The sequence below is a fragment of the Streptococcus sp. E17BB genome, from assembly GCF_041807725.1.
Taxonomy (GTDB): domain Bacteria; phylum Bacillota; class Bacilli; order Lactobacillales; family Streptococcaceae; genus Streptococcus; species Streptococcus entericus.
In genome coordinates, this window is sequence record NZ_JBGTZC010000024.1 from 1 (window position 1) to 24,359 (window position 24,359).

At 43.7% G+C, this 24,359-nt stretch carries 26 protein-coding genes; 19 read left to right on the top strand and 7 right to left on the bottom strand.

Going from position 1 to position 24,359, the window contains the following annotated elements; genetic code table 11:
* Positions 1-188: 188 nt before the first annotated feature.
* From ACERC7_RS06990 to ACERC7_RS07025, 8 genes are all read left to right on the top strand, one after another.
* Complete coding sequence (locus ACERC7_RS06990) at positions 189-1,502, top strand: ABC transporter substrate-binding protein (RefSeq protein ID WP_018367963.1); 1,314 nt, start codon at positions 189-191, stop codon at positions 1,500-1,502.
* A gap of 104 nt (positions 1,503-1,606) precedes the next feature.
* On the top strand, positions 1,607-2,473 hold the full coding sequence (locus ACERC7_RS06995) for a carbohydrate ABC transporter permease (RefSeq protein WP_040798436.1): 867 nt from the start codon (positions 1,607-1,609) through the stop codon (positions 2,471-2,473).
* Between the two features lie 10 nt (positions 2,474-2,483).
* Positions 2,484-3,317, top strand: a complete 834-nt coding sequence (locus ACERC7_RS07000; protein WP_373660044.1) for a carbohydrate ABC transporter permease — start codon at positions 2,484-2,486, stop codon at positions 3,315-3,317.
* Between the two features lie 89 nt (positions 3,318-3,406).
* The gene (locus ACERC7_RS07005; protein ID WP_018367966.1) at positions 3,407-3,859 is read left to right on the top strand and encodes a YhcH/YjgK/YiaL family protein; all 453 of its coding nucleotides are present in this window, start codon (positions 3,407-3,409) and stop codon (positions 3,857-3,859) included.
* Between the two features lie 58 nt (positions 3,860-3,917).
* Entirely contained in the window at positions 3,918-4,562 is a 645-nt protein-coding gene (locus ACERC7_RS07010) for a DUF624 domain-containing protein (protein WP_373658613.1), read from the top strand.
* 225 nt (positions 4,563-4,787) lie between these two features.
* Positions 4,788-5,702, top strand: coding sequence for a dihydrodipicolinate synthase family protein (locus ACERC7_RS07015; RefSeq protein ID WP_373660043.1), 915 nt, complete (start codon positions 4,788-4,790; stop codon positions 5,700-5,702).
* A 66-nt stretch (positions 5,703-5,768) separates the two neighbouring features.
* Positions 5,769-6,653: an ROK family protein gene (locus tag ACERC7_RS07020; RefSeq protein ID WP_373658615.1), complete on the top strand. Its 885-nt coding sequence runs from the start codon at positions 5,769-5,771 to the stop codon at positions 6,651-6,653.
* A gap of 49 nt (positions 6,654-6,702) precedes the next feature.
* Positions 6,703-7,671, top strand: coding sequence for an acetylxylan esterase (locus ACERC7_RS07025; RefSeq protein WP_373666532.1), 969 nt, complete (start codon positions 6,703-6,705; stop codon positions 7,669-7,671).
* A gap of 20 nt (positions 7,672-7,691) precedes the next feature.
* Here ACERC7_RS07025 and ACERC7_RS07030 read toward each other — a convergent pair whose 3' ends face one another.
* Positions 7,692-8,510, bottom strand: coding sequence for a MurR/RpiR family transcriptional regulator (locus tag ACERC7_RS07030; RefSeq protein WP_373658617.1), 819 nt, complete (start codon positions 8,508-8,510; stop codon positions 7,692-7,694).
* 108 nt (positions 8,511-8,618) lie between these two features.
* On the opposite strand from ACERC7_RS07030, the gene ACERC7_RS07035 reads away from it, so the two are divergent.
* The 5 genes from ACERC7_RS07035 (at position 8,619) to ACERC7_RS07055 (ending at position 12,592) form a co-directional block, all read left to right on the top strand.
* Positions 8,619-8,834 (top strand): YqgQ family protein, encoded by a 216-nt coding sequence (locus ACERC7_RS07035; protein ID WP_373658618.1) that lies wholly within the window; start codon positions 8,619-8,621, stop codon positions 8,832-8,834.
* Positions 8,827-9,798 (top strand): ROK family glucokinase, encoded by a 972-nt coding sequence (locus ACERC7_RS07040; RefSeq protein WP_373666533.1) that lies wholly within the window; start codon positions 8,827-8,829, stop codon positions 9,796-9,798. Before ACERC7_RS07035 ends, ACERC7_RS07040 begins: the two co-directional genes overlap by 8 nt.
* Before the next feature lie 9 nt (positions 9,799-9,807).
* Positions 9,808-10,206, top strand: a complete 399-nt coding sequence (locus ACERC7_RS07045) for a rhodanese-like domain-containing protein (RefSeq protein WP_373666534.1) — start codon at positions 9,808-9,810, stop codon at positions 10,204-10,206.
* 277 nt (positions 10,207-10,483) lie between these two features.
* Positions 10,484-12,328 carry a translational GTPase TypA gene (gene typA, locus ACERC7_RS07050; RefSeq protein WP_018367975.1) on the top strand — a complete coding sequence of 615 codons (1,845 nt, stop codon included), beginning with the start codon at positions 10,484-10,486 and terminating at the stop codon, positions 12,326-12,328.
* A gap of 15 nt (positions 12,329-12,343) precedes the next feature.
* Positions 12,344-12,592: a DUF3165 family protein gene (locus ACERC7_RS07055; protein ID WP_373658629.1), complete on the top strand. Its 249-nt coding sequence runs from the start codon at positions 12,344-12,346 to the stop codon at positions 12,590-12,592.
* 308 nt (positions 12,593-12,900) lie between these two features.
* Here ACERC7_RS07055 and ACERC7_RS07060 read toward each other — a convergent pair whose 3' ends face one another.
* The 3 genes from ACERC7_RS07060 to ACERC7_RS07070 all read right to left on the bottom strand — a co-directional run bounded on the left by ACERC7_RS07060 (position 12,901) and on the right by ACERC7_RS07070 (position 15,756).
* Positions 12,901-13,455 (bottom strand): cysteine hydrolase family protein, encoded by a 555-nt coding sequence (locus ACERC7_RS07060; protein WP_373660040.1) that lies wholly within the window; start codon positions 13,453-13,455, stop codon positions 12,901-12,903.
* A 5-nt stretch (positions 13,456-13,460) separates the two neighbouring features.
* Positions 13,461-14,240 (bottom strand): GTP-sensing pleiotropic transcriptional regulator CodY, encoded by a 780-nt coding sequence (gene codY / locus ACERC7_RS07065; RefSeq protein ID WP_373666562.1) that lies wholly within the window; start codon positions 14,238-14,240, stop codon positions 13,461-13,463.
* A gap of 301 nt (positions 14,241-14,541) precedes the next feature.
* Complete coding sequence (locus tag ACERC7_RS07070) at positions 14,542-15,756, bottom strand: pyridoxal phosphate-dependent aminotransferase (RefSeq protein ID WP_373666535.1); 1,215 nt, start codon at positions 15,754-15,756, stop codon at positions 14,542-14,544.
* A gap of 243 nt (positions 15,757-15,999) precedes the next feature.
* Here ACERC7_RS07070 and ACERC7_RS07075 point away from each other — a divergent pair, with 243 nt between their 5' ends.
* Both ACERC7_RS07075 and ACERC7_RS07080 read left to right on the top strand, forming a co-directional pair.
* The gene (locus tag ACERC7_RS07075; RefSeq protein WP_373658633.1) at positions 16,000-16,131 is read left to right on the top strand and encodes a hypothetical protein; all 132 of its coding nucleotides are present in this window, start codon (positions 16,000-16,002) and stop codon (positions 16,129-16,131) included.
* A gap of 10 nt (positions 16,132-16,141) precedes the next feature.
* Positions 16,142-16,624 carry a hypothetical protein gene (locus ACERC7_RS07080; RefSeq protein WP_373666536.1) on the top strand — a complete coding sequence of 161 codons (483 nt, stop codon included), beginning with the start codon at positions 16,142-16,144 and terminating at the stop codon, positions 16,622-16,624.
* A gap of 267 nt (positions 16,625-16,891) precedes the next feature.
* Here the strand turns inward: ACERC7_RS07080 and ACERC7_RS07085 are convergent, their stop codons facing one another.
* Positions 16,892-18,640 (bottom strand): glycerophosphoryl diester phosphodiesterase membrane domain-containing protein, encoded by a 1,749-nt coding sequence (locus tag ACERC7_RS07085; RefSeq protein ID WP_373666537.1) that lies wholly within the window; start codon positions 18,638-18,640, stop codon positions 16,892-16,894.
* Between the two features lie 153 nt (positions 18,641-18,793).
* Between ACERC7_RS07085 and ACERC7_RS07090 the strand changes: the two genes are divergently transcribed.
* Positions 18,794-20,704: a DUF2207 domain-containing protein gene (locus ACERC7_RS07090; protein WP_373666538.1), complete on the top strand. Its 1,911-nt coding sequence runs from the start codon at positions 18,794-18,796 to the stop codon at positions 20,702-20,704.
* Positions 20,705-20,738: 34 nt separating this feature from the next.
* Positions 20,739-21,590 carry an undecaprenyl-diphosphate phosphatase gene (locus ACERC7_RS07095; RefSeq protein WP_373666563.1) on the top strand — a complete coding sequence of 284 codons (852 nt, stop codon included), beginning with the start codon at positions 20,739-20,741 and terminating at the stop codon, positions 21,588-21,590.
* Between the two features lie 57 nt (positions 21,591-21,647).
* Here the strand turns inward: ACERC7_RS07095 and ACERC7_RS07100 are convergent, their stop codons facing one another.
* Both ACERC7_RS07100 and cysK read right to left on the bottom strand, forming a co-directional pair.
* On the bottom strand, positions 21,648-22,166 hold the full coding sequence (locus ACERC7_RS07100; RefSeq protein ID WP_373666539.1) for an ECF transporter S component: 519 nt from the start codon (positions 22,164-22,166) through the stop codon (positions 21,648-21,650).
* A gap of 71 nt (positions 22,167-22,237) precedes the next feature.
* Positions 22,238-23,167 (bottom strand): cysteine synthase A, encoded by a 930-nt coding sequence (cysK, locus tag ACERC7_RS07105; RefSeq protein WP_373666540.1) that lies wholly within the window; start codon positions 23,165-23,167, stop codon positions 22,238-22,240.
* A gap of 329 nt (positions 23,168-23,496) precedes the next feature.
* Here cysK and ACERC7_RS07110 point away from each other — a divergent pair, with 329 nt between their 5' ends.
* Both ACERC7_RS07110 and ACERC7_RS07115 read left to right on the top strand, forming a co-directional pair.
* Positions 23,497-23,691: a hypothetical protein gene (locus ACERC7_RS07110; RefSeq protein ID WP_373666541.1), complete on the top strand. Its 195-nt coding sequence runs from the start codon at positions 23,497-23,499 to the stop codon at positions 23,689-23,691.
* Positions 23,688-24,302 carry a hypothetical protein gene (locus ACERC7_RS07115; RefSeq protein ID WP_373666542.1) on the top strand — a complete coding sequence of 205 codons (615 nt, stop codon included), beginning with the start codon at positions 23,688-23,690 and terminating at the stop codon, positions 24,300-24,302. Before ACERC7_RS07110 ends, ACERC7_RS07115 begins: the two co-directional genes overlap by 4 nt.
* Positions 24,303-24,359 lie beyond the last annotated feature (57 nt).

The following is a 24,359-nucleotide window of genomic DNA, read 5'->3' on the forward strand; positions in this document are numbered from 1 at the left end:
TGGGTGAGCAGGAGTTCTCTGCACGCGTTTCAGCGACAGATTACTTGGTACCAGGCTCAACTGTCGAGTTAGCACTCAATGTGTCTAAGGGGCATTTCTTTGACCTTGAGACCGGCAAACGGATTAAACTATAATCCCTTATCATTATCGTTGTAAAAAAATAAAAAAATTTTTAAGGAGAATTTCTCATGAAAATGAAAAAATTGATGGCGTCATTGTTGACTGGTACTGCTGTTTTGGCTTTGGCTGCATGTGGTTCTAAGTCTGCAGAAACACCAGCTTCGTCTGAAGCAGCATCAGGTGGTGCAAAAACAGAAATCACTTGGTGGGCATTCCCAGTCTTTACTCAAGAAAATGCAAGCGATGGTGCTGGTACTTACGAGCAAAAAATCATTGATGCATTTGAAAAAGCTAACCCAGATATTGATGTGAAGTTGGAAACCATCGACTTTGCTTCAGGTCCAGAAAAAATCACAACAGCTATCGAAGCAGGTACTGCGCCTGATGTTCTCTTTGACGCACCAGGACGTATCATCACTTACGGAAAAAATGGTAAGTTGGCTGAATTGAACGACCTCTTTACAGCAGATTTTGAAAAAGACGTTGACCCTAACATTGTTAAAGCGTCTAAGGCTGGAGATACAGCTTACATGTACCCAATTTCATCTGCACCATTCTATATGGCCTTTAACAAGGCAATGTTAGAAGACGCTGGTGTAGCTGACTTGGTAAAAGATGGTTGGACAACAGCAGACTTTGAAAAAGTTATCAAAGCCCTCAAAGATAAAGGCTACAATGCTGGTTCACTCTTTGCCAATGGTCAAGGTGGTGACCAAGGAACACGTGCTTTCCTTGCTAACCTCTACAGTGGATCAATCACTGACCCTGAAGTCACTAAATACACAACTGACTCTGAACAATTCATCAAGGCTCTCTCTAGCGTGAAAGACTGGATGGATAAAGGTTACATCCTCAATGGTTCACAATACAACGGTGGTGATGATATCCAAAACTTTGCTAACGGACAAACATCATACACTATCCTTTGGGCACCAGCTCAAAATGGTTTGCAAGCTAAATTGCTTGAATCATCTAAGGTTGAAGTTGTAGAAGTACCGTTCCCATCAGAAGATGGTAAAGCAGACCTCGAGTACCTTGTAAATGGTTTTGCAATCTTTAACAATGACGATGCTAAAGTTGCTGCATCTAAGAAATTTATCCAATTCATCGCTGATGATGCTGAGTGGGGACCTAAGAACGTTGTTCGCACAGGAGCATTCCCTGTTCGTACATCATTTGGTAGCCTCTACAACGATGATCGTATGGCAAAAATCAGTGAGTGGACTAAGTACTACTCTCCATACTACAACACTATTGATGGCTTTGCAGAAATGAGAACATTGTGGTTCCCAACTCTTCAAGCTGTATCTAATGGTGATAAAGAGCCAGCAGCTGCTTTGAAAGAATTTACAGAGCAAGCTAATGCGACAATTAAGAAATAATTGAAATTGTAAATCCCCCGCTTTTTCAGCCCCAAAAGACAGAAAAAATGGGGGATTTTACAGTTCTTAGTAGAGGAGTTTCTATGCAAGTTAATAAATTAAAAATGCGAGAAACCATTGTATCCTATACCTTTCTCGCACCGATATTGGTCTTCTTTACAGTATTTGTGTTAGCTCCAATGATTATGGGCTTTGTGACGAGCTTTTTCCGTTATACACAAACTGAGTTTACCTTTATTGGTTTAGATAACTACATTCGTTTATTTAATGATGAAGTTTTTATTAAATCCTTGATCAACACGCTCATCATCGTGGTGGGGTCTGTACCAATTGTTGTCTTTTTCTCTCTCTTTGTGGCCTCACAGACTTATGAGAAAAATGTCATCTCTCGCTCATTCTATCGGTTTGTTTTCTTCTTGCCTGTCGTTACTGGTTCAGTAGCTGTAACGGTCGTTTGGAAATGGATTTACGACCCGCTATCAGGTATCCTAAACTTTGTTTTGAAGAGCGGTGGCATCATTGAACAGAACATCAGCTGGCTGGGTGATAAGCAGTGGGCCCTGTTGGCCATTATGATTATTTTGTTGACAACATCAGTTGGTCAGCCAATCATTCTCTATATCGCTGCTATGGGTAATATTGATAACTCTTTAGTAGAAGCTGCTCGTATCGACGGAGCAAATGAGTTTCAGGTTTTCTGGCAGATTAAATGGCCAAGCCTCTTGCCGACTACCCTATATATTACAGTTATCACAACGATTAACTCCTTCCAGATTTTTGCTTTGATTCAGCTGTTGACATCTGGTGGACCGAACTACTCAACCAGTACCTTAATGTACTACCTTTACGAGAAAGCCTTCAAGCTGACTGAGTTTGGCTATGCCAACACCATCGGTGTCTTCTTGGCGGTCTTGATTGCCATCATCAGTTTTGCCCAGTTCAAGTTCTTGGGTAATGATGTGGAATATTAGGAGGTCAAGTATGAAACAGAAAAAAGCATTCACACCTTTTGGTATTATTTCAAGTATTATCTTGTTGCTCTTGACGGTTCTGTTTATTTTCCCATTTTACTGGATTATGACAGGGGCGTTCAAGTCACAACCTGATACCATCGTTATTCCGCCGCAATGGTGGCCAGCTGCGCCAACTTTTGAAAACTTTGAGAAACTGACCGTTCAAAACCCTGCCTTGCAGTGGCTATGGAACTCTGTGTTCATCTCTTTGGCAACCATGATTTTGGTCTGTGTGACCTCGTCTTTAGCAGGCTATGTACTGGCGAAAAAACGTTTCTATGGACAAAAGCTACTCTTCTCTCTCTTTGTAGCAGCCATGGCTTTGCCGAAACAAGTTGTCTTGGTGCCTTTGGTTCGTATCATCAACTTTATGGGGATTCACGATACGCCAGCTGCTGTCATCTTGCCGCTTGTTGGTTGGCCGTTCGGTGTCTTCTTGATGAAGCAGTTTAGTGAAAATATCCCAACTGAGCTCTTAGAATCTGCCAAAATTGATGGCTGTGGTGAGATCAGAACCTTCGTCAGCGTCGCTTTCCCAATTGTAAAACCAGGTTTTGCAGCGCTAGCAATTTTCACCTTTATCAACTCATGGAACGATTACTTCATGCAGTTGGTTATGCTGACCTCTCGTCAGAATTTGACCATTTCACTCGGTGTTGCCACATTGCAAGCAGAACTGGCAACCAACTATGGTTTAATCATGGCTGGTGCTGCTCTGGCTGCAGTGCCGATTGTGGCGGTCTTCCTCATCTTCCAGAAATCCTTCACTCAGGGGATTACCATGGGAGCTGTTAAAGGTTAAACCTAATGAGTTATGGCTGGTTTGGACGCTTTGCATAATAGCAGAGCGGCTAGCCAGCTTTCATTCTGTCAAAAAGCGAGGAATTTGAAATGATTTATGATGATTTGAGCAAGCTAGACCGCTATAAAGGCTTGCATACTAATATTGATACGGCGATTGACTATTTGCTTAAAACCGACCTCAGCCAGTTGGAAATTGGTCGCCATACCATTGATGGGGACAAGGTATTCTTGCTCTTGCAAGACAACACACTGAACAGCGAGCCTAGCGAGAGTTTTGAGTACCACGCCAAGTATATGGACTTGCAATTACTGGTCTCAGGAAATGAGAACTTCCGTTACACTCGGACGGTCGACGCAGATCTTCAACCATTTAATGAAGCAGACGATTTTGGTTTGATTCGCTCATCAGTGGGTCTTGACTTTGAATTAGATGGGCAAACCTTTATTATGGTTTATCCTGGCGAGTACCATCAGCCTAGTCAATTAGGTAAGGCTGGTTACCAGGTCAAAAAAGGCGTGATTAAAATTTTGATTGACTAATCACTGAGTTTGTTGCATGGACATCGAACAAAAAATGGTAGCAATGTAGGAGGAAAACATGAGTAAATCTAGGGAAATGATGAAAGCTGTTTTTGGCTTGGATAATGGGTTTATGCGAGCGGCAGAACGTCTCTTCGATTTACTCTTGTTGAACATTCTTTTTGTCTTGACCTGTTTACCTATCGTTACACTAGGAATTGGAAAACTGGCTCTTTATGCCACTGCAACAGAACTAAGGGAAAGAGGGCGCTTGTCACTTCTGTCTAGTTATTGGAAGCATGTCCGTCAAAACTGGAAACAAGGGCTGTTCCTTGGTCTAGTCGAAATTTTGGTGACAAGTATGGCACTTGTGGATTTGTGGCTCATTCAAGGGTTCGAAGGCTTTCCGGTTACCCTGATGACCATTGTTGCCTATGCGGTACTTTTTCTATCAGTGATGCTCCATCTATACGTCTATCCCGTGGCAGCCCAGTATGAACTTAGGATGAAAGACCTTTACATCAAAAGTTTCCTGCTAGCGGGTATCAATGGCCAGTGGAGTCTACTCCTCTTGGTGGTACTTGGGCTACTAGGACTTCTGATGACAAGTTCAGCCTATGGCTTGGTATTTGGGTGTGCTTTCCTTCTTATTATTGGTTGCTCTAGTCTGGTTTACGGGCACATGTTAATCATGACAAAGATTTTTGAGCGCTCAGTTCGTTAGACGATATGAAATTCTTTTCAGAAACTGATGAAATGGCTTAAATCGAGAAACTATAATCTAAATAGGGAAATACTCTTGAAAAACCTCCTAAAAGGGATAAAATGAAAGTAAGCTGGTTAACAGCCTGATTATTAAACAACATATTTGAATTGCTACCCAGAGTAGTAGAATAACACTAAATTTGGTTGTGGCTCTGCCATGACCTGAAAAGAAAAGGAGACAGTTATGTCAGATTTGAGCAAATACTACGGTATTATTCCTGCATTCTACGCCGCTTACGATGAAGCTGGTGAGGTCAGTCCCGAGGGTGTGCGTGCTTTGACCCAGTACTTTATTGACAAGGGTGTCAAAGGACTGTACGTGAACGGTTCATCTGGCGAATGTATCTACCAAAGTGTGGCCGATCGTAAGCTGGTGCTGGAAAATGTAATGGCTGTTGCAAAAGGCAAGCTGACCATCATCAACCATGTGGCTTGCAATAGTACTAAAGATTCTATTGAATTAGCTAAGCATTCAGAAGAATTGGGGGTTGATGCCATTGCAGCTATTCCACCGATTTATTTCCGTTTGCCGGATCATGCTATCGCTGCTTATTGGAATGCCATTAGTGATGCAGCGCCTAACACAGACTTCATCATCTACAATATTCCACAACTGGCTGGTGTAGCTTTGACGCCAACCTTGTACCGTACCATGCTTGACAATCCTCGTGTCATCGGTGTGAAGAACTCTTCTATGCCTGTTCAAGATATTGAAATCTTTAACAGCTTAGCTCCAGGTAAATTGGTCTTTAACGGTCCAGATGAGCAGTTCCTTGGCGGTCGTCTGATGGGTGCTGCTGGTGGTATTGGCGGTACCTACGGTGCTATGCCAGAACTTTTCTTGAAACTTGATGAGTTAATTGCTCAAGGCGACCTTGAAACAGCTAAGTCATTGCAGTATGAGATTAACAATATTATCGGTCATTTAGTTGTCGGACGTGGTAGCATGTATGCTGTTATTAAAGCTGTTCTGAAAGAACTTGAGGGTCTAGAGCTGGGTTCAGTACGCTCACCGCTAGCTCCTGTTGTTGAAGAGGACAAAGATCTTGTTCACAAAGCAGCCGAGTTAATTCGTGCTGCGAAGGCAAAATTTTGTTAAGATAAGGTAATAAAGCAGGGTCGGAGGTCGGTAGCATCTTCGTCCCTTTTTAGATGGAGGGATATTATGGCAAAATATGTAGCCATTGATATTGGTGGCACTCAGATAAAGTATGGGCTAGTTGATGATATCGGAACGATTTTGGAACAACACAAGATTGATACCGAAGCTCATTTAGGTGGGCCAGCTATTCTTGATAAGGTCAGACAGATTGTCGCCACTTATCAAGCGGAACACCAATTGGTAGGTGTTGGGATTTCGTCAGCTGGCATGATTGACCCTGATAAGGGAGAGGTGTTCTATGCAGGACCTCAGATTCCAAACTATGCTGGCACAGCCTTTAAAGCGACAATTGAACGTGAATTTGGCCTACCATGCGAAGCAGAAAATGATGTTAACTGTGCCGGTTTGGCAGAGGCCAATAGCGGAGCTGCTAAGGGCGCAAAGATTGCTGCTTGCCTGACGATTGGAACAGGTATTGGGGGAAGTTTGCTGATTGATGGCAAAATTTTCCACGGCTTTAGCAATTCTGCCTGTGAGATTGGTTACCTACATATCTCTGATGGTGCTTTTCAAGATTTAGCATCAACGACAGCCTTGATTGCGGACGTCGCAAAGTCCACAGGAGATGATATTAGCCAGTGGAACGGTCTTCGTATCTTTGAAGAAGCTAAAAGTGGTCACCCGATCTGCCTTGCAGCCATTGATCGATTAGTTGACTATTTGGGTCAAGGCATTGCTAATCTCTGCTATGTGGTTAATCCAGAGGTCGTTGTTCTGGGTGGGGGCATTATGGCTCAGAGAGCGTTTTTACAAGACAAAATTGCTGCTGCCTTGAAGAAACATCTCGTGCCAAGTATTGCAGATAAGACCAGACTGGCTTTTGCAGAACATGAAAATGCTGCAGGCATGTTAGGTGCTTACTATCATTTTAGGCAAAAACAAGGGTAAGATTGCTTTCTCTACCCAATAACAAAATGAACGATACAGGAGAGACAACATGATTGATAATATGAGTTTGCAGGAAATGCAGACTTATCGTGGTCGCCATGAGGTGCCAAGTGATTTTGATGAGTTTTGGCAAGCTGAGTTAGATAGATTACCAGAGTTGCCTAACTACCGATTGGTGGAGCAGGATTTTGCCTTGCCGTCTGCTACCTGCTATGAACTCTGGTTTGATGGGACAAATGGTGGTCAGGTCTTTGCCAAATGTATTTTTCCAAAGACAGATAAAAAAGTGCCTGTCCTCTTTTACTTCCACGGCTATCAGGGACAAAGTCCTGACTGGACAGAAAGTTTGAAATTTGTTGCTGCTGGTTATGGTGTGGTCTATATGGACGTCCGCGGGCAAGCTGGACGGTCTGTTGACCATGGTCAATTCGACGGCATGACGGTCAAAGGTCAGGTGATTCGAGGAGCTTTGGAAGGACCGCACAAACTCTTTTATAAAGACATCTACCTGGATGTTTACCAACTGGTCAACATCATTGCGGCTCAGGAATTTGTTGATGACTCAACTCTTGTTAGCTATGGAGCGTCTCAGGGTGGGGCATTGGCGCTTGTTGCAGCAGCTCTCAATCCTAAAATCACAAAAACAGCCTCAATTTACCCATTCTTATCTGATTTTAAACGGATTTTAGAGTTAGGTGATAACAGCGAACCTTACAATGAACTTTTCCGTTACTTCAAGTTTTCAGATCCATTCCATGAGACAGAACATGATTTCTTAGCTAACTTATCTTACATCGACATCAAAAACTTAGCTCATCGAATCACCTGCCCAGTAGCCTTTGTTGTTGGTTTGGAAGATGAAATCTGCCCACCATCCACCCAATTTGCGATTTATAATCGGTTGCCTTGCCAAAAAGATATGAAAATCTTGCCTGAGTATGGTCACGAAGCTTTGAACGTCAAAGTTAACGATTACATCTATGATTTTATCTTTGGCTCAAGGATTATTCGGCGATAAAATAAGTCTCCGCTAGAAAACTAGCGGAGATTGTTATCGTCTACCAAAGTATCCTTAAAGATAGTCTCTTTGGTTGTCTTATCAATAGACAGGTAGTAAGCATAGATGATGTCGATCATCATCAGTAGAGGCAACTGCGGTGAAATACGGTTGCCGTAGTTAAGGTGTCGTACAGAAGCAACGGCAACGTGTTCGTCAAAGACAAAACCATCAGGATTTTGTGTGGAAATGAGCACAGTCTTAGCTCCCTTTTTGGCAGCAATCTCCAAAGAATTGAGGATAGACTGAGTTTGTCCGGTCAAGGACAGGGCAAAGACTAGACACGTTTCATCTAAGATGCTGTTCGTCCAGACCATGTTATCGGCATCCGTTATCGCATCGCAGACGAGTCCTAGACGAGTGAACCGTAGTTTGGTCTCGCGCGCTACTAAACCAGAGCTACCGATGCCGTAAAAATAAACACGGCTAGCCTTGTCCAAAAGATGAGCTACTCGTTCCAACTTATCCTCGTCAACCAAGGCATTTGTCATGTCGACAATCTCTTTGTAGTCGACCAGCACGCGTTTGGTTAAGTCACGGTGAATATGTTGGAACTGGCTATCCAGATGCTTTTGCGAATTTTCGTATTCAAAAATAAATTCACGATAGCCCTTAAAGCCACACTTTTGAGCAAATCTGGTGAGAGCTGCAGGAGAGACGTGGAGCTGCTGACTAACAGCAGCTGAGCTAAGGTCGTAATGTTTGTTTTGAGCATCTAAAAAATAAGAGGCAATGTCTTGTTCGAGACGAGTCATGTCATCGAGACAAGATTCGATTTGAGCGATGATATGCTGTGGCATGATGTGTCCTTTAACTCCTTTTTTCTATTGTACCATAAAATGGCAGAATAGGTTGTAAACGCCTTATCTACTCTTGAAAAATAGCCGTATTTTTGCTACAATAGCCCTATGAAAACACTCTACGATGTGCAGCAATTGCTCAAACGTTTTGGGCTGATTATCTACATGGGTAAACGTCTTTATGACATTGAGGTCATGCAGATTGAGCTCAAACGGCTTTATGATCAGGAGTTAGTGGCGCGTGAGGAGTATCTGCTGGCTCAGTTGATTTTACGACGAGAACACAAGATCGAGATAGAACGTGAGGAGAACAAACATGGCTAAGAAATTGATTGGGATTGACCTTGGTGGTACAACGGTGAAGTTTGGTATTCTGACCTTAGACGGTCAGGTACAGGAAAAATGGGCCATTGAGACCAATATTCTGGAGGAAGGGCGCCATATTGTCCCTGACATTATCGCGTCTATCAAGCACCGTTTGGAACTGTACGGGATGAAACCCTCAGACATCGCAGGCATTGGCATGGGATCCCCAGGTGCAGTGGATCGTGAACAAAAAACGGTGACAGGAGCCTTTAACCTCAACTGGGCTAAAACTCAGGCGGTGGGGGCTGCTATTGCCCAAGAACTAGGTATCCCCTTTGCCATCGACAATGATGCCAATGTGGCGGCCTTGGGCGAGCGCTGGGTTGGTGCGGGAGATAATAAGCCAGATGTGGTTTTTGTGACGCTGGGAACTGGTGTTGGCGGTGGGATTATTGCTGATGGCAACCTGATTCACGGTGTGGCTGGTGCTGGTGGCGAGATTGGGCACATCATTGTTGAACCAGAGGTCGGCTTTGCTTGTACTTGTGGCAATAGTGGCTGCCTGGAAACGGTGGCTTCAGCGACAGGAGTTGTTCGGGTCGCTCGTCTTTTGGCAGAGAGTTATGAGGGTGACTCCAGTATTAAAGCGGCGATTGACAACGGAGACGAGGTAACCAGCAAGGATATTTTTGTGGCAGCTGAGGCTGGAGATGCTTTCGCAGATAGCGTGGTGGAGCAGGTCGGCTTCTATCTAGGGCTGGCAGCGGCCAACATCTCTAACATTTTAAACCCTGATGCCGTGGTCTTCGGTGGTGGGGTATCTGCTGCTGGTGAGTTCTTGCGCGCTCGGATTGAGAAGTATTTTGTGTGCTTTACCTTCCCACAGGTACGTCAGTCAACTGTTTTGAAAATAGCAGAGCTGGGTAACGATGCGGGCATTATCGGGGCAGCCAGCTTGGCTAGTCAGTTTGTAACAGCATAAGGAGGAGCTATGTCTGATGTTATGATAACGGTAGCTGCATGGTTACTTGTTCTTGTCTTGATTGCCTACATTATTTGGAACTACTTCCGACTAAAAAAGGCAGCTAACTATGTATCGAATGCTACCTTTCAAGAGCTGATTCGTGCAGGCGGGCAACTGATTGATATACGTGACCCAAAACTTTTCCAACAAAAGCATATTTTAGGGGCGAGAAATTTTCCAATGCTGCCAAAAGCTCAGTTTGAAGCTTCTTTACCAGCTCTTCGTAAAAACAAGCCTGTCCTCATCTATGAGGGGGCCAGAGGGCAAGCGGCAGGTCGTGCGGCTCTTATCCTTAAAAAATCAGGCTTCACAGATATTTATGTGTTAAGTGACGGCTTTGATTATTGGAATGGCAAGGTGAAATAAAATAAAAAAATCCTCAGTTGGGGATTTTTTGTGTATTCTTGGACCAGTTTCGCTGCTAAGAAGAAGCGGGGAGAGTTTAGTTGGATTAGGTATTTTGGCTTTAGCTTTATGCCTGTTCTCAAACTGTACTAATCGTTATGTACTTATGTTTTTATCAAGGAAGCCTTTATTCTTGCCTATTTTAAAAAGAATGAAAACATTTACACCATCATCAGCTCTGCTATTTCCCAAAAAGTATGCTATAATGGTTCAGTTAAACTAGAAAAAAGAGGAAATTATGACCACTTTACGTACAGATATTAGAAACATTGCCATCATCGCCCACGTTGACCACGGAAAGACAACCTTGGTAGATGAGTTGCTCAAGCAATCCCAGACCCTCGATGCGCGGACAGAGTTGTCGGAGCGGGCTATGGATTCAAATGACATCGAAAAAGAGCGTGGCATCACTATTTTGGCAAAAAACACAGCTGTTGCTTATAATGATGTGCGTATCAATATCATGGACACCCCAGGTCACGCGGACTTCGGCGGTGAGGTTGAGCGGATCATGAAAATGGTTGATGGTGTTGTGCTGGTTGTTGATGCTTACGAGGGTACCATGCCTCAGACTCGTTTTGTGTTGAAGAAAGCTCTGGAACAAGATTTGACACCGATTGTGGTGGTTAACAAGATTGACAAACCATCTGCTCGTCCAGCAGAAGTTGTCGATGAAGTCTTGGAACTCTTCATCGAACTTGGCGCTGACGATGATCAGCTGGAATTTCCAGTTGTCTATGCGTCAGCCATCAACGGGACAACATCCTTATCAGATGATCCTGCGGATCAAGAAAAGACCATGAGCCACCTCTTTGATACCATCATCGAGCATATCCCAGCACCAGTGGATAATTCTGACGAGCCACTCCAGTTCCAAGTATCGCTCCTTGATTACAACGACTTTGTTGGTCGTATCGGTATCGGTCGTGTCTTCCGTGGTACGGTTAAGGTCGGTGACCAAGTGACCCTGTCTAAGCTCGATGGCACGACCAAGAACTTCCGTGTGACCAAGCTCTTTGGTTTCTTCGGCTTAGAGCGCAAGGAAATCCAAGAAGCTAAAGCGGGGGATTTGATTGCTGTTTCAGGGATGGAGGACATCTTTGTCGGAGAAACAGTGACGCCGACAGATGCAGTTGAAGCCCTGCCAGTGCTTCGCATCGATGAGCCGACCCTTCAGATGACCTTCCTTGTCAACAATTCACCATTTGCAGGTCGTGAAGGTAAATGGGTGACCTCTCGTAAATTGGAAGAACGCCTCTTGGCTGAGCTTCAAACGGATGTTTCCCTGCGCGTGGAGCCAACTGATTCACCTGACAAGTGGACGGTGTCTGGACGTGGTGAGTTGCACCTTTCCATCCTCATTGAAACCATGCGTCGTGAGGGCTATGAACTTCAAGTCTCTCGACCAGAAGTGATTATCAAGGAGATTGACGGTGTCAAATGCGAACCCTTTGAACGCGTACAAATCGACACCCCAGAAGAGTATCAAGGCGCTATTATCCAAGCCCTGTCTGAGCGCAAAGGGGATATGTTGGACATGCAGATGGTCGGTAACGGTCAGACGCGTCTGATTTTCCTCATTCCAGCTCGTGGCTTGATTGGTTTTTCAACCGAGTTCCTATCCATGACCCGTGGTTACGGGATTATGAACCACACCTTTGACCAATACCTGCCGATGGTTGCTGGTGAGATTGGCGGTCGCCACCGTGGTGCTCTCGTCTCTATCGACCAAGGGAAGGCAACGACCTACTCCATCATGAGGATTGAGGAGCGCGGAACAATCTTTGTTAACCCAGGCACGGAAGTCTACGAAGGTATGATTATCGGGGAAAATTCACGCGACAACGATTTGACGGTGAACATCACCACAGCCAAACAGATGACCAACGTCCGTTCAGCAACCAAAGACCAGACAGCTGTGATTAAAACCCCACGTATTTTGACCTTGGAAGAATCTCTTGAATTCCTCAACGACGACGAGTACATGGAAGTTACCCCTGAGTCTATTCGCCTACGTAAACAAGTGCTCAACAAAGCAGAGCGTGATAAGGCAGCGAAAAAGAAAAAATTAGCAGCTGAGTAAGCTAGGGAGGTCGCGGTGTTTTATCTCATTGTTGGCGTATTACTAGCTATCTACTATATTTTTGCTGCACCGAAGACGATTAAGGGAACGCTAAATACCGTACTGGTTGTCGGTGTGCTAGCCCTCTGCTTGGTTTTAGGAGTTTTAGGGCTTATAAAAGTGATGCAGTCGCCACCAGAAATTTTTGTCGGCTTGCTCATGACAATTCTTGGGGTGTTCACCTTGAGAGACGTCGAAAAACTATCTCCTAAAAACAAAGGTTAACATCAGGATCTAATCCAGTTGAACAACTAGATGACAAATGAAAACTGACCAAGGGTAGTATGCCTTCAAACGCTACCTTTGGTCAGTTATTTTTGATGGTCTTTTATTTAACATGAGTCCTATCTATATGTATGGCGCTCCCAACTGTTGACCAAAATTAAAAATAGCTAGTTGCTATTTTTAATAGATATTTACTTTTAATTATTTAGCTGTTCATCTAAGCACCAACTGGTGTTATTTGATACAAGGATAGAGAAGTATCAGAACCTTAGTCAGTTGATTTGCAATAGAGATTCAGAGATAGGCGTTTATAAGGTTGTCACAGTTGTCCCAAGAACGGTCTCGAAATGAGCCAATGCCCATTCTTGTCGATTTTGGTCAAGTGTGGCAACAGCGTCAGCGATAATTTCGATCTGATAACCAAGATTATAGGCTGAGATTGCCGTATGAAGGACACAAATATCAGTTAAGACACCTGTTAGAATGACAGTTGTCACGCCCCGCTCCCTTAGCCGAATATCTAAGTCCGTGCCGGAAAATGCAGAGTAGTGACGTTTGTCTAACCAGAAGACACGGTCGGAGGTTTTGATAGTTTGAAAAACGTCATGTAACTGACCGTAGAGACGACGCCCCGCAGTCCCCTTGATGCTATGTGGGGGAAAAAGTCTTGATTCAGGGTGAAAGTGATCGTTGTCATCATGACAGTCAATCGCAAAGAAAACATAATCTCCCCGATTATAGGCGGTTTGAACGGAGCGAGACATCGCCTGCTCAATAGCTTGGGCAGGCTTTCCTGCAGTTAACTTCCCCTCATCAGCTACAAAATCAACGGTATAATCAATGCAAATCAAAGCTTTAGCCATTTTGCTTAATTCTCCAAATGATCAAAAATACCGGTATTGAGAACTTTAATGTAGGTTCCTTTCATGCCGAGAGAGCGACTTTCGATAATCCCTGCGCTTTCTAGCTTACGAAGAGCATTAACAATCACACTGCGGGTAATGCCGATACGATCAGCGATAACAGAAGCAGTTAAGCGCCCTTCTGTGCCACCTAGTTCAGTCAAAATAGCTGAAACAGCTTTTGTTTCGGAGTAAGACAGAGTGTTGACCGCCATGGTAACAGCAGTTTCTTGACGAATGGTTTCCTCCATCTTTTCGTTTTGTAGGTTCAGTAGCTGTGTCCCAACAACAGTCGCCGCTAGTTCCGCTAAAATTAAATCCTCATCGGTAAACGGTTTATCATTTCTCCAGATAAAGAGGGTTCCTAATCGGCTCCCGCCACCATAAATCGGAGATAGGGTAGTTAGACCGTCAGGATAGACATCTTGGGCATCCATAGGAAAGATGGTTAATTCATCAGAAACAGGGATATTGGCCAAGGTCTCATAGACACGAGATACTGCTCTAATATAAATTTCTGGCAGTTGATTGGTTTCAAAAAATTCCTCAACTCGGTCATTAGTTGCCTTATAATTAAGACGGTAACCTAGAAAATGTCCTTTACTATCAATAATCGCTGCATTACAGTCAATGATGTCAGCTAATTGACCAGCCATTGCAGTGTAGGGCAGGTCATTGTCTAGTTGTTCGACAGTTCGTTGAAGAATGGCTGTTATTTTTCGAGTTTTCGTTAATAAGTTCACGATAGGTCTCTTTCTATTTTTTTGTCATTTCTATTATAGCAAAGCCGTTAAAGAATAGCAAACAATTATCTGAAAATTTTTTACTGTTTTGACGATTTTGATAATTGCCCTTAACTCAGGCAGTGAGATGTTGTCGGATATTTACCAGTCAAGACGTCTAGATAGCAAGCAGTAGGAGATGGCACAAGGAAAAAACCAGGAGGCGGTTTCAAAGAGAACCTAGAACGGATAATACACCAAGAATTGTGTTTTGGTGAAATGATATTAGCAAAATGAAAAGACTAGGACCTTTGTCCCAGTCTTATTAACGTTTGTAGCGATTCAGATGGCGAGCGAGTTTTTCTTGCAAGTCACCGAGTTCTTCGACGGTAGGCAAGTAGACAATGCGGAAGTGGTCTGGGTCTTTCCAGTTGAAGCCCCGACCATGCACAAGCATGACTTTTTCTTGCTTCAAAAACTCTAGGACAAATTGTTCATCGTCCTCAATCCGGTACATGTCTCGGTCAATCTTTGGAAAGACATAGAGTCCTGCCTTTGGCTTAACGGTAGACAGTCCAGGAATAGCATTGATAGCCCTGGTGATGAATTCACGTTGCTCGTAAAGGCGACCGCTAGGCTTTAGCAACTCATCCACTGATTGGTAGCCACCCAGAGAGGTTTGCACTACCTGCTGAGCAAGGACGTTGGAGCAAAGTCGCATGTTAGACATCATATTGAGCCCTTCAATGTAGCCCTTGACGTGGTCCTTGCGACCAGATAGAACCATCCAACCCACACGGAAGCCGCAGATACGGTGGGATTTGGAGAGACCATTCATGGTCACGACAAAGACATCTGGTGCCAGACTGGCAATCGGTGTGTGCTCCAGACCGTCAAAGACCATACGATCGTAAATCTCGTCTGAGAAGATAATCAGCTCGTGCTGGCGCGCGATTTCCACAATCTCTTCAAGAAGTTCCTTGGGATACAAGGCTCCTGTTGGGTTATTGGGATTGATGAGGACGATGGCCTTGGTGCGGTCAGAAATCTTGCTCTTGATGTCGTCAATGTCAGGGTTCCACTCGGCCTGTTCGTCGCAAATATAGTGAACGGCATGTCCTCCTGCCAGACTGACAGAAGCTGTCCACAGAGGGTAATCTGGCATCGGCACCAATACCTCATCCCCATTGTCCAAGAGCGCGTGCATGGACATGGTGATGAGCTCAGAGACCCCGTTTCCGATATAGATATCATCCACGTCAATATTTGGGAAATGCTTGAGCTGGCAATACTGCATGATTGCCTTGCGGGCAGAGAAAATCCCCTTGGAATTGGAATAGCCTTCTGACTGACGGGCATTGCGAATGAGGTCACGAATGACCTCATCAGGAGCGGTGAAGCCGAATTCGGCTGGATTACCAGTATTCAACCGTAAAATTCGCTCACCATTAGCCCGCATACGGTTGGCCTCATCAAGGACAGGACCACGAATGTCGTAAGCGACATGTTCTAATTTAGATGATTTGTTGTATTGTTTCATAAACTTACCTCGCTTAAAAATTATACTCCTATTTTTGTAAAATGTAAAAGAGAAGATGACGCATTTTGTTGATAGCGGTTTCTTTTTATGGTATAATAAATTTGTAAATCAGTTTGAAGGCAATGCTTCTAACTATAAAAATAAAGACAAAGAGGTACTTTCAGAGCAATAGAGCAATAGAGCAATAGAGCAGAGCAAACGCCTTGCGACCGTCGAGATGTTCAGCAAACAGGAGGGATTCGTATGAAGAAACATATTGATGCACTCATTATTTCAGTAGCGATTCTTATAGGTGCTATCATTATCGCTCAAGCCATTCATGTGGCTGGTGAGATGATTACAGATGCCATTTTTATACTTAATAGCAACTGGTAAGGAGGTCGCGATGAAGAAACGATTCCCCCTAAAACTCCTTTTTATGCTACTTTTGTTTCTACTGCCATCAGTCAGTTTTGCTCACCAAATCGACAAACCAGGTAAGGTCAGTCCGATGAGCTTGACGAGTCATCATGACTTTGGTTCGGCACAGTTGATGGTGGTTGTACCTGCCGAGGTTTATCAACATGGTTCTTTTCGTCAGATAAACCGAGCCTTTGAGCCCAACTTACTCCTTGTCACCACGTTTGGTCAGTCAAACACCCAGTTAAAAGACGTCAAAATCGAGGTCTTAGCTGATGATCATTGGCCAAAAACAGCAGTCTCTTACCATTTCACGGGTAAGCTGTTGGTCAAGATTGATAAGAAAAGAGAAGCAGCGCTAAAAGAAGAGTTGGCACAAGCAGGTTTTGAGCGTTATAAGGCGAGCGGTAGTGTCGTTTATTACTTTAGACGACTAGATGAACGAGGCAGTAACGCTGTTTATCCGTAGAAAATGAGGCTAGGACAACTGTTCCTGGCCTTTTGCATTGGTCTTCAAGACACGGTGGTTTCAGTAACTAGAGAAACAAAATGGTCTGTCAATTTTGAACTTGTCTCAGGCGGTATTCATGAGATTTGCTGGTGTTAGGAGGTGTTAGCCTCCTCATATCATCAACAGAGCAACGACTTCTGCTTGCACCGAACGGTAACAATGAGAAAAGAAGACCAATCAAGCACCTGCAGGTTCTTGACTGAGTCTTCTCCTCGTGTTAAGCCTTTAGTTTAAGAGTCGCAATAAGCGATCAACAAATTGGTTATTTTTTTCCAAATCTTTCTTGGTATCATTGACCAATTCAGGATGGTCTGTAATCATTCCAGCAATCGGTGTCTGGAGGTAATGCTGCATCTGGGCTTCGCGATTGATGGTCCAAACGTAGAGTTCTTGCTGTCGCCATCGGGCTTCCCAAACTAGTCTATCTCGGTAGGAAAAATCTTCAATTAAGAGGAAATCAACTCCCTCTCCAGCTAAGTAACCAAATTGCAAGGGAATGATGTAGCCTGTTTCAATCTCAGGCGCCAGGATTTCAATGGAGCGAATCAAGTCCCAATCCAAAGACATGAGTTTATAGTCTTTGGTGATGCCGAGGCGTTTAAACGTTTCAACGATGAGCTGGGCATAGTCTGCTTGCTCTTTGCCATAGGGTTTGAGCTCGACCATCAGTTTGGTGTTTAGCTCCTTGGCTTTAGCAACATAGGTGTCAAAATCAACTAACTGGCTCTTAAAGTCGTCTTGTGAAATTGGCAAACCAACCAACTCTTTAGCTGTGCTATCGCTAATACTGATTGACTGACCGGTTAGACGGCGTAAATCATTGTCGTGACTGACGATAAATTGTTTATCCTTGCTTAGGATAATATCCATTTCCACATAGTCCACTTGAGCTTCAGCTGCACCGACCAGGGCTTCAATAGAATTTTCAACGCCTTTATTGACATCGCCCCGGTGAGCAATAGTTTCTATCGCTTTGTTGTAGGGATTATAAGACAGGCGGTCATAGTTAACAACAAATTGACTGAGGCCGATGAGAAAAATTAGCGTTAGGGCTACCCAGCGTCTGCGACGTGGGATTTTTGGCAGGTCTTCGTAAGATGTATGCAGATGATGCTTTTCAAGTTGGGTGAGTAAATAAGATAAAATGGTGAGTTTTGACATCATGGTCAAAGCCAAGCTAGCTCCCCAGATAAAGGTGACAAGTAGCCATTGCAGGCTTTTAGATAGCAGTCCTGTTCCTGTGAGTTCGATAAAGAAAAAGAACAAGGTTAAAATAAGAGCGGCTAGAAAAGCTAATGGAAGGGCTAGGAGGCTGAGTGTTATAAGCAATTGCCAGCTTTTGCCCTTAGTTAACTGCCAACTGGCCGTCAGATTATCCCAGAAACGTGTCTGGAAACGGACGATAGTCAGCGGCAAGGTGTAAATTAGTCTCAAATTGATGTAATAAAGACCAATTCCGCCGATGATGAGGGGCAGGGCGGTTTTGGGCTGTTTGAGCAATTCGTCAGTGATAAAGTAAGGAATACGGACACCATCTAGTAAGGTTGATGAAAGCAACCACTGGACAAGTGGCATAGTTAAGATGATATAACCTAGAAAAAAGAGTATTTGGAAACCAGAGATGGTTTTCAAAAAATCGCGGCAACGTCTCATAAATCGCCTGAAAGACCAGCTGATAGCACGATCTTTCCGCCGGATGATGTCCACAAGAAGAGAATATTCAATATAAATAAGAGCAGATAAGAGCAAGAGGTATCCGATACAGCCAAGCACAGCCCAAGGACTTTTCAGCAAACTGAGAAGATTCGTCTGGGTGAGTTGGTCTTCCCTTGCCAAAAGTAGAACGAGATAAAAGACTTCCGACAGGAGGTAGCCTCCAACTGTACCGACTAAAATCTGTAGGATAAGTCCTCGCAGCAGATAGACCCATTGGTAGCGATACAAATCTTTGAATACTTTTTTAATGTCTGTCATCTATATAACCTCCGTGCGTTATCGTCCTTTTATTATAACACAAAATTTCAAGTGAAAATTCGCTTAGCAATAGATTTTTTGGCAAAAATTAGCTGAAGATATGTTATAATAAACGTAACACTGATTTAATACAGAATATAAGGAATTGAGAGAATGATGATGAAGAAACAGTTATGGTTAGGTCTGATGCTCTTGTTCGGTTGGCTGATACTGTTTAGGGTAGAGGCAGATGATGTGGACTACCGTATCCCCTCCTATGAGGCTGAAGTCACCTTTTTTGCAGATAATACAGCTGACTTGGTTCAAACCATCACCTTTGACTACCAGTCGTCCTTCAGAGGTCAATACATTACTCTTGGAACAGCTGGTGCACTCCCTGAAGGTGCAACTATTGTCGGAACACCAGAAGTGCTGGCCTATAAAAATGACACCCTAGTTCCCGTGACCATTGAAGAAGAAAACTGGTCGGACGGTCGTAAACTCAAAATTTATAACGCCGGAGAGAGTGGTGATAAGGTGCGGTTGGTTGTTCACTGGCGACTAGAAAATTTTCTCACCCTATACCCTGACATTGCGCGTCTAAACTGGGTACCAATTAGCGATTGGGAGGTACCGTTAGAGCAGGTTCGTTTTACCATCAAAACTGCCAAAAGTAGCCAGATGAGTCAATTAGCTGTCCACCGAGGCTATTTTCGACCGAGAGCCGAGATTCGTCAAGTTGATCAGGCTTATGACATAACAGCGACAGATGTTTCTGGTGAGCTTCATCTGCATGCCTACTGGGACAAAGGAATTATAGACGCACCCGCTCAGTTAACGCAAGCAGGACTGCCACTTTATCAGGAGGTTGAAACTCAGATTGCAAGGAAGCAAAAATCCCTATCATTTCGCTTAGAGATTTTATTTGTTGCTTTGGCGGGAGGTGGTTTGATTCTTGGGCTAGTGACCTTGGTCTTCTTTCGCCGACTGGTTCGGCAGCAAGGTCGCCTGCCACATCGGGTTTACGAGCTGCCAGATGACCTCCCCCCTCTCTTGGTAGCGCAGTCTATCTTTAACCAGTCACTTAGGGATACTGCCCCTACTACTCCAGGTTACAAAGGGGAATTAGGGTTTGAAAACATGCTTCAGGCCAGTTTGCTGGACTTGATTGACCGCCGATACCTTCGTGTTGACGGAACAGGTGAGCAAGCTAGTTTGTCGATTGTACACCTAGAGGGTCTAGCAGATTTTGAACTTGCCTTACTTGATATGGCTTTTGGGACGAAAACCTCCTGCCCTGTGACAGCATTATTTAGTGCCTATGCCTACGATGATGAGGAAGAAGAAGCCCTAAAAAAACACTATCGTGGCACTCAACTGGAGAAACGAATACAGGGTTTGGCACAGAGCCATTTGAGTCGCTATCGCAGTGGACTGAAACTTATCAGCTCACGTGTTTCAGCACTAGAGAAAGAGCTGGGCACGGGGAACAACTATCGTCCTTTGAATGCTAGAGAGAAAGGGACTTATCGTGCTGGAATGGGCCTAGTGACAGTTAGCTTGTTGTTGTCCATTTATAGCATTCTTGCACTTCTTGTGCACGCGCTCAGACCTGCAGTTCTTAGCTATTTGCTGATTGCTGGGCTGGCGATTGGTCTCTTGATTTGGGGAACGAAGATGCATCAGCCATTTGCACAAAAAGGGGTATTGACAACCGATGGAAAGACCAAGGTAGAGCCTTGGCTTGGTTTCTGGCAAATGCTCAAGGATATTAAATCCTTTGACCGCGTTGAATTAGAAGGCCTTGTGGTTTGGAATCGCCTGCTGGTTTATGCCACTTTATTTGGTGAAGCCAAGCGCGTTGAACAATACTTACGATTGCATCAAATTGAGTTACCGGAGGATACTGGCTTGACCTTGACACATGGTCATTATGGCTTTCTCCATCATAGCCTCCACCAAAACATGGTTACCTCTAGCCAATTGGCGACCACTGCTAGTCATTTCAGTGTCTCTTCAGGCAGTTCCGGCATTAGCGGTGGATTTTCAGGCGGCGGTGGCGGTGGTGGCGGAGGCTCTTTCTAAGCCAAGCTAACCAAGAAAAAATAAAAAGGAGCAGATTGTGTTTATTGAATTATTGAAAGCCATTTTATTTGGTTTTGTTGAAGGAGTAACCGAATGGCTGCCTGTATCGTCGACAGGTCACCTGATTTTAGTGCAGGAATTTGTCCAATTCAAAGGACAGAACGAAGCCTTTATGAACATGTTTAATATCGTGATTCAGCTAGGGGCCATCTTAGCGGTCATGGTTATCTATTTTGAACGGCTCAACCCCTTTCAAAAAGGGAAGTCAGCCCAAGATATTCGCCTAACTTGGCAACTATGGCTCAAGGTCGTCATTGCTATCTTGCCTGCCTTGGTCTTAGGTTTATCGTTTGATGATTTTTTGGAAAAACACCTCTACCACTTTGTACCTGTGGCACTAATGTTGATCCTTTATGGTGTCATCTTTACTTGGTTGGAAAATCGTCAGGCAACATTAAACACCCAGCCACAAGTAACGAGTTTGGCAAAGATGTCTTATAAAACAGCCTTTCTTATCGGCTGCTTTCAGGTATTGAGTTTGATTCCGGGAACAAGTCGCTCTGGTGCCACCATTATCGGTGGGATGCTTGTGGGGGCGAGTCGCTCAGTTGCCACAGAGTTTACCTTCTTTCTCGGCATTCCTGTCATGTTTGGTTACAGTGGTTTAAAAATTCTAAAATTCTTCCTTGAAGGCAATGGCTTGACTTTCTCACAACTAGGGATTTTATTAACAGCTATGCTGACGGCTTTTGGGGTTAGTATGGTCGCCATTCGATTTTTGACCGCTTACGTCAGAACACATGATTTCAAGGTATTCGGCTACTACCGTATCGCTCTTGGCATCTTACTTTTAATGTATTGGGTTGGTAGCTTTTTCATCGCTTAGTTTAACGGTTCATCAAAAAGAGGCAAGACGATAGATGATGTCTTTGCCTCTTTTTGATTAACTCTTGGTTCTGATACCAAGAAACTGTTTGAATAGCCTTAAAAAGCTAGTGTGATAATAGACGTAGTAAACAATACTGATGGCCATGATTGTTGCTACCAGGTCAAAAGGGATTTTGATGATGGCGTATGCCATGGTACGGTAGACAAAGGCTCGTCCGAGAAAATAGCCGATATTATCGATAATTGCCCCAGCCAAGAGGGCTGGGATAACCAGCTGTTTGGGGGCTGGAAGTCCTCTCCCCTTAACGAATAAGGCAATCGCCAATACCCGCAGGCTGTGGGTGATCAGGGTCACAAACATGGGTTCTGGATAGAAAAAGAAATCACCCAAAAAAGACCCAAAACCAGCAATGATTACTGCTTCTTTTGGCTTAAAAAGTAAAGCTGTTAAAAAAATAATGATGCCGTTAAAATAAAAGTGTCCTCCAGGCACAGGAATTGATAGGAAACTAGCACTGAGCAAGATGGTTAGCCCCATAAAGAGTGATGCTAAGGTCAGGCGTTTTGCCGTCATGAGACAGTCCTTTCTAAAGATATAAAATGAGAGAAAGCCTTTATTCAGACTTTCTCCAAATGATACACGATTTAATTTTCAAAATCAAATGCCGGTAAGGACAGGTAGCGTTCTCCGTTATCTGCTAGGATGGCGAGAACTTTTTTGCCAGCACCCAGCTCTTTAGCGACCTCGATGGCAGCGTGAATGGCTGCGCCTGATGAGATACCGACCAGGAAGCCTTCTGACCCACCTACAGTACGCGTTGTCGCAATGGCATCATCGGAAGTCACACGGACAATACCATCGTAGCTGGTCGTGTCAAGCGTCTCAGGAATAAAGCCAGCTGAGATGCCCTGAATTTTGTGCGGACCAGGTTTTTCTCCTGATAAGATAGCTGATTCATCAGCCTCTACGGCATAAATCTTGATGTCAGGATTAGCAGCCTTGAGCACCCTAGAAACGCCGGTCACTGTCCCTCCTGTTCCGACACCAGAGACAAAGGCGTCAAGACCGGTTTCACCAAAGGCTTCTAAGATTTCAGGACCAGTTGTTGCTTCGTGAACAGCTGGATTAGCAGCATTTTGGAACTGCATGGGGATAAAGCCTTGACGTTCTTTAGCCAGTTCTTCAGCTTTAGCGATGGCTCCTCTCATGCCTTCTGCCCCTGGGATTAAGACCAGCTCTGCCCCATAAGCCTGAATCAGTTTCCGACGCTCCAAGCTCATGGTCTCAGGCATGACAATCACGACCTTATACCCCTTAGAAGCACCAACCCAAGCCAGACCGATGCCTGTGTTTCCAGATGTCGGTTCAATGATGGTGTCACCCGGTTTAATCAATCCATCACGCTCCGCAGTCTCAATCATGTTGAGGGCGATACGGTCTTTGACAGATGACCCAGGGTTAAAGTACTCCAGCTTGACATAGACATCAGCTGCACCTTCAGGGACTAAACGATTGAGTTTCACGATTGGGGTTTGCCCAACTAGCTCACGGATGTTGTTGAAAATCTTTGCCATAAGACACCTCTATTACTTTTTTCTTTATTATAAGAAATAGCAGAGCAGAAGTAAAATACCAGTTTTTTATCAGGGTGATAGACTTTCATTATAGTCCTTGTCCTTAACAATGGGCTAGGTTCAAAAATTGTGATAATTGGCGAAGTTTATCTAATATTATTAACTGATCGAATAATTGATTTACATTATTAGATGTAGACATGGGTAATAAAATTTAACAGACAAAATAGTTGACAATAGTTGACAATAGTTGACAATAGTTGACACAAACAAAGAAAACGATTACAATAAAAATAAGGGAAACGGTTTCGATTTGGAGGTGTTTATCTATGAGAACAGAGAGTTTTATTAGTTTATTAACATTACTGCTGTCATTACTTGCTGCTTTCTTATTTGTCGATGGTCGTTTTATTCTCTATGAGCCTTGGGCAACCTATGCTGTTTGTACGGCCTATACTTTACTTGTCAGCTTAATCTTTTTCTTAATTATTTACCAAATGTATCTAAGGAGGAACAAACGATGACAACTATTCAAAAATTTTTCAGCATAGTATTCACTATTGCCTTAGCTTCATTTACATTGGGAACAACTACTGTTTTTGCCAGCAATCTAGAGGAGCAAGCAACGCCTGCCGTGATTCAGCTAACCAGTCCGTTCTCAGTAACTGACCGAAATGGTGATACTTACTTTTTTGTTTCTGCTCAAGATAAGCTAGCTTTTGAACAACTGCAATATCAACGAGAACTGAGATATTATAATCTAATTCAGCCACGAGAGAGGTTTGTTCGGAATATTTCCATTGGAAGAAAATTTGTTGGCTATAATCCATTGACACCTTACTGGAGTAAAGCTAGTTCTTATAACCTAACATTGACTAATACAATTACGGTGAATAGTTCGTTCAATTACAATGGCGTCACATACGGCATATCAGGCTCTTTAGGAAGAGGGGTAAGTATTGATACGCCAGCTAACCCCAATCGTAACTCACGATTGGCCATTGAGGTGGACGTCCAATTGAGAGAATACCGAATTGATTATGTTGATACTTCTAGAGGAAATCAAGTTGTTAGAAGCATTACTACCTATCGTCCTATTGTTATTGAAACCTATAATGTTGTTGCCTATCAATAATAAGAGTCAATACTTATTTTAAACGTATCTATAAAAAAAGATTAAGTTAATTCCATC

Coding starts and splice junctions, on each gene's coding strand:
- ACERC7_RS06990 (WP_018367963.1), top strand. CDS start 189: ATGAAAATGAAAAAATTGATGGCGTCATTGTTGACTGGTACTGCTGTT.
- ACERC7_RS06995 (WP_040798436.1), top strand. CDS start 1,607: ATGCGAGAAACCATTGTATCCTATACCTTTCTCGCACCGATATTGGTC.
- ACERC7_RS07000 (WP_373660044.1), top strand. CDS start 2,484: ATGAAACAGAAAAAAGCATTCACACCTTTTGGTATTATTTCAAGTATT.
- ACERC7_RS07005 (WP_018367966.1), top strand. CDS start 3,407: ATGATTTATGATGATTTGAGCAAGCTAGACCGCTATAAAGGCTTGCAT.
- ACERC7_RS07010 (WP_373658613.1), top strand. CDS start 3,918: ATGAGTAAATCTAGGGAAATGATGAAAGCTGTTTTTGGCTTGGATAAT.
- ACERC7_RS07015 (WP_373660043.1), top strand. CDS start 4,788: ATGTCAGATTTGAGCAAATACTACGGTATTATTCCTGCATTCTACGCC.
- ACERC7_RS07020 (WP_373658615.1), top strand. CDS start 5,769: ATGGCAAAATATGTAGCCATTGATATTGGTGGCACTCAGATAAAGTAT.
- ACERC7_RS07025 (WP_373666532.1), top strand. CDS start 6,703: ATGATTGATAATATGAGTTTGCAGGAAATGCAGACTTATCGTGGTCGC.
- ACERC7_RS07030 (WP_373658617.1), bottom strand. CDS start 8,510: ATGCCACAGCATATCATCGCTCAAATCGAATCTTGTCTCGATGACATG.
- ACERC7_RS07035 (WP_373658618.1), top strand. CDS start 8,619: ATGAAAACACTCTACGATGTGCAGCAATTGCTCAAACGTTTTGGGCTG.
- ACERC7_RS07040 (WP_373666533.1), top strand. CDS start 8,827: ATGGCTAAGAAATTGATTGGGATTGACCTTGGTGGTACAACGGTGAAG.
- ACERC7_RS07045 (WP_373666534.1), top strand. CDS start 9,808: ATGTCTGATGTTATGATAACGGTAGCTGCATGGTTACTTGTTCTTGTC.
- typA (WP_018367975.1), top strand. CDS start 10,484: ATGACCACTTTACGTACAGATATTAGAAACATTGCCATCATCGCCCAC.
- ACERC7_RS07060 (WP_373660040.1), bottom strand. CDS start 13,455: ATGGCTAAAGCTTTGATTTGCATTGATTATACCGTTGATTTTGTAGCT.
- ACERC7_RS07070 (WP_373666535.1), bottom strand. CDS start 15,756: ATGAAACAATACAACAAATCATCTAAATTAGAACATGTCGCTTACGAC.
- ACERC7_RS07075 (WP_373658633.1), top strand. CDS start 16,000: ATGAAGAAACATATTGATGCACTCATTATTTCAGTAGCGATTCTTATA.
- ACERC7_RS07080 (WP_373666536.1), top strand. CDS start 16,142: ATGAAGAAACGATTCCCCCTAAAACTCCTTTTTATGCTACTTTTGTTT.
- ACERC7_RS07085 (WP_373666537.1), bottom strand. CDS start 18,640: ATGACAGACATTAAAAAAGTATTCAAAGATTTGTATCGCTACCAATGG.
- ACERC7_RS07090 (WP_373666538.1), top strand. CDS start 18,794: ATGATGATGAAGAAACAGTTATGGTTAGGTCTGATGCTCTTGTTCGGT.
- ACERC7_RS07100 (WP_373666539.1), bottom strand. CDS start 22,166: ATGACGGCAAAACGCCTGACCTTAGCATCACTCTTTATGGGGCTAACC.
- cysK (WP_373666540.1), bottom strand. CDS start 23,167: ATGGCAAAGATTTTCAACAACATCCGTGAGCTAGTTGGGCAAACCCCA.
- ACERC7_RS07110 (WP_373666541.1), top strand. CDS start 23,497: ATGAGAACAGAGAGTTTTATTAGTTTATTAACATTACTGCTGTCATTA.
- ACERC7_RS07115 (WP_373666542.1), top strand. CDS start 23,688: ATGACAACTATTCAAAAATTTTTCAGCATAGTATTCACTATTGCCTTA.